The sequence below is a fragment of the Alkalibaculum bacchi genome, from assembly GCF_937875145.1.
Lineage (GTDB): Bacteria > Bacillota > Clostridia > Eubacteriales > Alkalibacteraceae > Alkalibaculum > Alkalibaculum bacchi_A.
In genome coordinates this window covers 1-8509 of record NZ_CALNCS010000124.1, presented here as the reverse complement: position 1 = coordinate 8509, position 8509 = coordinate 1, and the positions used below count along the sequence as shown (strand labels likewise).

General features: G+C 34.1%; 6 protein-coding genes, 1 pseudogene and 2 riboswitches. Of the genes and pseudogenes, 3 read left to right on the top strand and 4 right to left on the bottom strand.

Annotated features, from left to right (window positions below):
• The coding region (locus Q7P22_RS08000; protein WP_303862860.1) for an energy-coupling factor transporter transmembrane protein EcfT at window positions 1–622 on the bottom strand (622 nt) is incomplete at its 3' end.
• 4 nt (window positions 623–626) lie between these two features.
• A complete protein-coding gene (locus Q7P22_RS07995) occupies window positions 627–2138 on the bottom strand; it encodes an ABC transporter ATP-binding protein (protein ID WP_303862858.1) in 1512 nt (503 codons plus the stop codon).
• Between the two features lie 130 nt (window positions 2139–2268).
• Window positions 2269–2440, bottom strand: a riboswitch (cobalamin riboswitch).
• Between the two features lie 163 nt (window positions 2441–2603).
• Window positions 2604–2780: riboswitch (cobalamin riboswitch) on the top strand.
• Window positions 2781–3101: 321 nt separating this feature from the next.
• Between Q7P22_RS07995 and Q7P22_RS07990 the strand changes: the two are divergent.
• Window positions 3102–3218: pseudogene (locus tag Q7P22_RS07990) on the top strand (phosphomethylpyrimidine synthase ThiC); the annotation flags it as partial.
• A 143-nt stretch (window positions 3219–3361) separates the two neighbouring features.
• Here Q7P22_RS07990 and Q7P22_RS07985 read toward each other — a convergent pair.
• Complete coding sequence (locus Q7P22_RS07985; RefSeq protein ID WP_113921597.1) at window positions 3362–4483, bottom strand: GGDEF domain-containing protein; 1122 nt, start codon at window positions 4481–4483, stop codon at window positions 3362–3364.
• 446 nt (window positions 4484–4929) lie between these two features.
• Here Q7P22_RS07985 and Q7P22_RS07980 point away from each other — a divergent pair, with 446 nt between their 5' ends.
• A complete protein-coding gene (locus tag Q7P22_RS07980; RefSeq protein ID WP_303862852.1) occupies window positions 4930–6009 on the top strand; it encodes a GGDEF domain-containing protein in 1080 nt (359 codons plus the stop codon).
• Between the two features lie 378 nt (window positions 6010–6387).
• Here the strand turns inward: Q7P22_RS07980 and Q7P22_RS07975 are convergent, their stop codons facing one another.
• A complete protein-coding gene (locus Q7P22_RS07975) occupies window positions 6388–7200 on the bottom strand; it encodes an alpha/beta fold hydrolase (protein WP_303862849.1) in 813 nt (270 codons plus the stop codon).
• Between the two features lie 222 nt (window positions 7201–7422).
• Between Q7P22_RS07975 and Q7P22_RS07970 the strand changes: the two genes are divergently transcribed.
• Window positions 7423–8445 (top strand): ABC transporter substrate-binding protein, encoded by a 1023-nt coding sequence (locus Q7P22_RS07970; protein ID WP_303862846.1) that lies wholly within the window; start codon window positions 7423–7425, stop codon window positions 8443–8445.
• Window positions 8446–8509 lie beyond the last annotated feature (64 nt).

Here is an 8509-nt window from a genome sequence, read left to right as displayed (position 1 = left end):
GTGCAGTTTCTGTAGCACGTCTAACAGATCGAAATAAAAATGGAAGAAAGGTTGGAATGATGCTTCGAATCTTGTCGTACACACTTTCCATTTTGAGGCCTCTAGTGGTTTGGCTATCAATAATGGCCGTGTATTCGTTCCTCATAAGAGGAATGGAACGTGCGCAAAGACCTACAAGCATAGCATATCGATAGGGAATCTTAAATTTGATCAGCATTAAGGTAAAATCCATTGACGAAGCTGATGTAAAGAATTGCATGTTTGCAAAGACTATTATGCCAGCTTTAAGAAGTCCAGTTACTGTAAGAGAAATTGTTTGGCTATAAATCTTTATCAAACCCCACTCATATAGAAGAACTCCATCTCTGCAAAATAAGACTTGAAGGATGAGTAGTTGAACGCCCAAAAAAGGCATAAGTATCAGTAGAATCTTATATTGTTTCAGTGATTTTGTTAATACAAAAGACACGAGCATATTTGCTAAAAACACACATATCAACTGTAATGCCAATTGAAAACGGAGGGAAAAATAAATCATTACAATATACCAAGCAAGTTTTGTTCGGGGATCGAGTTTATCGATCAATCTTGTTTTCTGCTCATATGAAGCGGAGTATTCCATTATATTAAGTCTCCTTCCATGTAAGAGTATTAGTGAAATTCAAACCAATTTCTTTCATTTCTTTTAAGTGTCCAGGTAGTTCTGATATAGAAATATCTTTATAGATATGGGATTTGTTCATGGCAACAATGCGATTAGAAAAATTACTAGCCATAGTAAAGTCGTGTGTTATCAGAAGGACTGTACCACCATTCTTTGCAAATTCATATAGTTTTTCCATAATCATATACCCTTGGTTTTCATCAAGGCCTGATGTTGGCTCATCAGCTATAATAAATTCTGGATTACTGATTAAAATAGAGGATAACGCTAAAAGCTGACGTTGGCCACGACTTAAACGCTGTGGATGCATATCTTTATATTCAAGTAATCCAACGAAGTCTAATGATTCTTCCACCTTTTTATCAATTGCTTCTTTGGTTTCGCCTCTAAGTTTTAGAGAAAAGCTCACTTCTTCTTCTAAGCTACTTCCAAAAATCTGGTAGTCCGGATTTTGAAATAAGAATCCACAACGTTCCCGGATATTTTTAAGGTTCTCTTTCGTAAGAACTTGATTAAAAATGCGAATCTCGCCATGAGAAGGATTTAATAATCCGATTATTATCTTTGCTAAGGTAGATTTGCCAGACCCATTGAGGCCTACAACGGATAAAAAGTCACCCTTGTAAATTTCTAAATTGATGCTCTCACAACCCGTTGAGCTATTTTTATAATGAAAAGTTACATCTGTTAGCTTTAAGATGAGTTCCTTTTGATTGTTGGGTATTCTTTTAGATTTATTTTTCAGTTTTTGCATGATATATGCTTTTCGATTCTTTAAATACTCTTGTGGATTTTCTTCTCTAATAATTCGTCCGTTTTCCATAGTGAGTACTCGATTGGCATAAGATAAGACTTCTTCCATACAATCCATTACTAGAATAACAGTAAGATTTTGAGTTTTGTTTAAGTGTCCTAATAGTTTATAAAGCTTCGCCCGCCCTAATGGATCAAGTTCCGCTGTAGGCTGGTCAAGGATAAGGATAGGAGCTTCTAAGGCCAAAACACCTGCTAATACTACACGTTGCGCCTCCCCTCCAGAAAGTGACGTTGTCATTCTGTTTTCAAAATCTTTTAGACCTACAAAACTTAATATGGATTTTATTCTATTCTTGATTTCCTCAAGTGGAAGTTCTAAATTTTCAAGACCGAAAGCAACATCATCCCACACTTTAAGGCTAATGAGCTGATTTTGTGGTTCCTGCATCATGTATCCTACATAATCGGACATCTTATTCAAAGGAATATGTGCAATATCTTGATCCATAATCGTTATTTTTCCCGTTAATTGGGCTTGATGATAATGTGGGATTGCTCCTGTAATGGTATGCAGTAAAATAGATTTTCCAGATGCTACGCCGCCAGTAATTACGATAAAATCTCCCTGAGAAATATCAAAATAAATTTCTTGTAGTGCAGGTTTTTCTTCGTTAGGAAATGTTAAACTATCGACTTGTATTTGCACAATTGTTTTCATTTGAGCTCCTTTTGTTATAAAAATTTTTGAATAGGATATTTGGTTTTGAACAGAATTCTTTATCGTAGGTCATGTTTTTATTAAAAAAAAGTAAAGTTCTAGCTTATTAAGCTAGAACTTTACCATTGTTCGTCTCAACTATTTTGTAGGCAGGTCTCCTGACTTATGGACTCTTTTGTACGCCTTCCCAGTAAACCCAGTGGCATATATACATTTTCAACATCCGATCACAGTGGTGGGACCGTCCAGGATTACCTGGTTCCCTATTATCCCTTTCGGGCACCTTACAAAATAATAATTTATTCATTTATTTTAGTTTAAGATATCATTATTTAAATGTCAATATAAAATTTAAGAATAATAAATTTAGAATTTCTGTTAAAGAGTATCCAAAAATTGTTATAATTTATTTATAAAAGATGTTGACAAATTTATTAAATTATGAGTATAATGATGTCAAAATATATTATATGTAATTATTTAGGTGCCTCTATAGAGGATAATAGGGAAGCAGGTAATCCTGGACGGACCCACCACTGTAACCGAAGAGTAATTTGCTATATGCCACTGTTTCATTATGGGAAGGCGCAAATTTACAATGACTCGGCAGTCAGGAGACCTGCCAGATAATTATAAATATGTGAATAACGGTAAAGTTCACAGTCTGTAGACTGTGGACTTTTTTTTATCGTGAAATAACGAGCCAAATGGTTGCTCACAAATATTTCGCTATAGCTTACATTCAATCGTCTTTCGCATTACTGGTGCTCTTGGGCAAGTCTGCCATGGATATTACTAATGCTTCTCTACGTCGATACGCTCCTTGACAAGCAAAGTAGCTTGTTTGTTCCGTTTAACCAATGAATTAAGTTAAACCTTAATTATAAATGTAGCATAGCTACAAAATCTACAAAAGGAGGAAAACGATTCACGGTAATCGCATGAAGGGATCGTAAAAACATCTGTGGCATAGGAAGAGGATTAGATATTAAAGTAAACGCACTGTTTGGAACATCTAGTGATCGAGATCAAATGTCAATGGAAGCGAGAAAATTAAAGATTGCAGAAGAAGCAGGTTGTTAAATACATATAAGCACAAAACTTCAGCTTTTCGCTGTGGACGACCAACACAAAGTTTTTTGTGTCCTCAGTTTTTAGAGTACTAATAGGGGACACTACTTGATAATTCGCTGTTTTTACAATTTGGATTTAGAAATGGCATATCATTTCATTACTACTTGATTGCGCCCATTTAGTTTAGCTTTATACAGACATTGATCAGCTCTATCGAGTATATCTTCTATTGTGTCTTCAAATCGGGAGGCTGTTACCCCTATGCTAACCGTAATGCTAACGTCATAATGAAAACGCAATGAGGATATTGCGTGACGAATACGCTCGGCAATTTGACTAGCATTCGTAGGAATTTGAGTGAGTAAAATTATTACAAATTCTTCTCCACCATATCGCACCACTACATCACATTTTCTTAGTACACTTTTTATACCTTGTACGCAAGCAAGTAATACATGATCTCCAAACCCATGTCCGTAAGTGTCGTTAACCTGTTTGAAGTGATCAATATCTAGCATGAGTACATAAATTGCATTCCCTGTTTGCCTTGATGTATCCAATTCGCACTGCAAAAAAGATGTCATAAACCGCCTATTATATGCTCCTGTCAGTGCGTCGCGAATACTTAGTTCAGCTAAGGTATCATTTTTATCTGCAAAAATATTGCTAATAAATGTGGTTAAAATCGATAAACCAGTAAAGGTCAGGATAAGTGCCACTATCAGGTCGATTAGTAGGTCATAGGAACTGCGATGGAAGGTGACTGTTTGAGGGAATTGAAAGCTTATTATGATACATACTAACCAAGTTAATATATTTAATACTATAATAATCATGCGAGTTTTGCCAGAAAAAACGATACCTAGTAAAAAAAGGGCTAGCTGAGCAAATAACAAGGCAGTGCCGTCATATCCAGCAGTTTGAAAATACATTAATGGTATATAGATAAAAGCAATAAATAACAAATGTGGCTTTAATATGATTAAGCGGATACGTGGGATTACAAATATTATAATGGTACAAAAGATAATATAAGACCATTGCAGGGCTTGACCAAATAGCCCTTTGTTAAGCAGGGTATTTGTTATGCCTGAAATAATTGACAGAAAGTAACTTTCAAAGAAAAAAATCATGTATACTCGATACTCTAATGAAAATTGTTTGCCAAAGTAATTTTGTATCAAGAATTGCTTTAAACGTTCTATCATGGTATTGGCCATTCCTTTCTGTGAAAGAGGAAGATCTTTTTTAGCGATCAGAACGGATTTCAAAAATATTTAAATAAACTTAATTATTCAACTTTCCTACCAATAAAAGTGTGCTGAATACTTGATAAATATGTTCACAGCTGATATCCAAATGTGATTAAAAGTAAACTACAATATAGGATGAGTATTAAGTCCTTATTTGGGCAATATTTCCAAACTTAAGGTGGAAAAGTTGAGTTGATTATATCACAAATAACACATCAATAGGTACACTTTGAAGTGATTTGATATTTTTTACAAAACAAAATAATGTGTAAGAATTATTGCGAAAATATTGTAATTTACTGTTGGATGTATGATAATAATACAATAGGCGGCATATTCTTTGTTATTACATAGAGATTTATACAAATTAATCGGTAAGGTAAATAAAAACGTTATAATAATTGATTCATAAAAAATAAATTGATAATAAGACATGGGCCTTATTAAGAATAGGATGAGCCAGTATGGACGTTTACTATATATTATATATCACCATAATTGATTTTACTGTACTGCTGATAATGAGTATCATGACTTATTCCAACGCATTAATGAAACAAAAGCAAAAGAATAGTTTTATCTTATCCTTTACTCTCATCGGAATAATATCCATTATGGAAGTTATTACTGTATGGGTCAACGGGAATGCTCAGAAGTTTTGGTGGATAAATATACTTTCAAACTATCTTGGATTTGCCCTGACTCCCTGGGTCGCACTCACACTGGGGGCTGCTATTGGTGGGTTTAGGAAATCAAAAGCACTATTTTATATATTTGTGGCATACGATGTATTTTTAGCGATCTCCATCCCCTTTGGTTGGGTATTTAGTGTAAGTAAAGATAATATATATTTTCGTGGAGAATTATTTGCATTGTACTTAGTAGTATATATGTTAGGCATTGTTTATTTGTTTTTTGAAACCATCCATTTGACGAAAAAATATCAGAATAAAAATCGACTATTATCGTATCTGATTTTCTTACTATTAGTCTTTGGTACAACGATACAGGTTATAAATCCAGATGTTCATATTACCTGGCTTTGTGTCACCCTTCTCTCTAGCATTTACTACATCTACTGTAATGAGCTGTGGCAGCAGGTTGATGGCTTAACGGGCCTTTTAAATCATAAAAGTTATCTGAATAGAATATATACTCTTAATAGAGATGCAATGTTATTGATTTTTGATATTGATAGTTTTAAAGAAGTAAATGATACCTATGGACATCAGATGGGAGATAAATGCTTGGTTTGCGTTGCAGATTGTATAAGAGAGGTTTATGGTAGTTACGGGTTCTGTTTCCGTATTGGCGGTGATGAATTTTCGGTATTGTTATTTCACGATACCGAAAGAATTGAATCTATAAACAGTGTGTTTTGTGATAAACTTACAAACTGTCGTAAAGATATAAAAGAATTACCTTTAGTATCAATAGGATATTCAAAATACTATAAAGGTGATAGCATTGACGACGTTATCTATAGTGCAGACAAAAAAATGTATCAGTTTAAGAAATGGCGCAAAAAGGAATGCAATCAATGATTAAAGCGACTCGCTAGTGATGGGGAAAAGTGCATTACTATCACCACTTTTCTAATTTTTTATTATTTTATATATGAATGGGTGGTATGGTTACTAAGAAGAAACATTTATCCAATTAGCAAAGCTATTCAAATTTTTACTGGTTTTAGATGGTTCCAAGATAAGAGCTAGAAGTTATTTTTTTAGTTCTCCAAAACAAGGTCTATACTTTAGGACATATAACAATAATTTGATAAGGTGTGGTTTGGGCAGGGATACTTCTTGTAGTTGGTCCATATTCAATGATTAGATTATGATTTGCAGGGTTGTTAGTAAATAGTTGGGGAAATAAAATCTATTTCTGAATAATACGGTATTTTTAGATTCTATGCTAAAGAATTATCTCTCTATAAAATCAATCAATTCTTTATTAAATTCATATTTTTGGTCATAAAATGATCCATGCCCACTGTAATAAAATGGTATAAGTTTGGAATTTCTAATCCCTTGATTTTGTATTTCTCCTAGTTGGAATGGAACGACTTTATCATGGATTCCATGAATGATTAATGTTGGCACATCTATAGTTTTCAGGTCACCAAATAGTTCTTCACGTAACCAAGTATTTGCAATAGCAGCTGTTGACCATCCCGCTGCCTGTAAGCCTAATTGTAAGAACCAGTAAGAAAATGGCGTAGTTATGTATTTAAAGAAAAAAACATCTCCAAAATCACTCAACATTTTTGGTCGATCTGTATATGTTCCCTCAATGATGTTGGTCACTACTTCTCGATCAATCCCATATGGGAAATTAGGACGTTTAATAAGGCTAGGAGCTGCTGCTGCAAAAAGAGCGAGCTTAGATACTCCATATCCATTATGCCTAGCCATATACCTAATAGCTATTGCTCCACCAGTTGAATGACCTGCTAAAACAAAATTACTTAATTTCAGGTTCTCAACTACTTCTCTAATATCATCAGCTAACCGATTATAATCGTACCCTGACCACGGTTTATCTGATTTACCAAACCCTCTTTGATCTATACCAATACACCTGTATCCACCTTTAGGAAGATGATCAAGTTGATATTCAAATAATTCATGACTTCCAGGCCAACCATGTAGAAATACAATTGTTTTATTACCTTCTGGATTTAGATCTTCTACATAAAGCTTTATATTTGATTCTACGGTAATATAATATCCCATCAAAATCCCCCTCCACTAATAATTATATTGATAATCTATTCACCTAAGCAGGAGCTTATGATTAAATATAGGTAGACCATATAGCAAAATGATTATAAAAATGTTGTAATATATTGTCGGATATATGATAAGATGAAATAATAAAAAGTTGTCAGATGTGCCCTATGGGATATATGTGAGTCTATAACAAAAACTGTGAATACATAAAAGGAGAGAAATCAAATGAAGAAATTATTTATTGCATTATTAATTTGCATCATGGGGTTTTCTATGTTTGCATGCTCTACAGATAAAGTTGACCCTGGTAATGAGGGGGAGGGTGAACAAGTAAATGAGGTTGAGGATTCAAAAGAACCTGTGAGGGTCGCTTCTCTTAAGGGACCTACATCTATGGGCCTAGTAAAATTAATAAATGACGAAGAAGAAAAGGAAAACAGTTCTTATGATTTTAATATTGTGACAATGGCTGATGAAATCGTTACAGGTATCTCAACTGGCGAAATTGACATTGCAGCATTACCAGCAAATTTAGCTTCTGTTTTGTATAATAAAACAGGAGGGCAAATAAAGGTGGCGGCAGTTAATACACTAGGTGTTTTGTATATTGTGGAAAATGGTGAGACTGTCACTGATTTTGAGGATTTAAAAGGAAAGACCATAATCACAACAGGAAAAGGTCAAGCACCAGAGCTTGTTTTAAACTACCTCTTAACGCAAAATGGACTTGTTCCGAATAAAGACGTAACCATTGAGTTTAAATCTGAGTCCACTGAAGTTGCTACAATCTTATCCAGTGAAGAAAATGTAGTAGCTGTGTTGCCAGAACCTTTTATTACATCAGCAAAGATGAACAATGACCGTATTCGAACGGTGTTTGATATGACAGAAGAATGGAGTAAATTGCAAGATGAAGACGGTAGCTCTCTCGTAACTGGTGTGCTTGTGGTTAGAGACGAGTTTCTCAAAGACAATAAGGAGCAGTTTGATGAATTTCTGACTCAATATGAAAAGTCAATAGCATTTACCAATAACAATATAGATGAGGCTGCAGCATTAATCGACAAATATGGAATTATAAAAGAAGGTGTAGCAAAAACTGCAATACCTAAATGCAATATTTCTTATGTTGATGGTTCTAAATTGGTACAAAGTCTAGGAGGATATCTAGATATACTTCATGAAGCAAATCCTCAATCCATAGGAGGAAAATTGCCTGACGAGGAATTTTATTATGCAAAAGAATAAAGTTATAATCTCAACTTTCCCAGCTTAAATTTGCAAACATTGCCTGAATAAATAAGGCTTGGGT

Bases quoted from the DNA above. Each gene is read 5' to 3' on its own strand.
- Q7P22_RS07980 (WP_303862852.1), top strand. From the start codon at position 4,930: ATGGACGTTTACTATATATTATATATCACCATAATTGATTTTACTGTA.
- Q7P22_RS07970 (WP_303862846.1), top strand. From the start codon at position 7,423: ATGAAGAAATTATTTATTGCATTATTAATTTGCATCATGGGGTTTTCT.
- Q7P22_RS07975 (WP_303862849.1), bottom strand. From the start codon at position 7,200: ATGGGATATTATATTACCGTAGAATCAAATATAAAGCTTTATGTAGAA.
- Q7P22_RS07995 (WP_303862858.1), bottom strand. From the start codon at position 2,138: ATGAAAACAATTGTGCAAATACAAGTCGATAGTTTAACATTTCCTAAC.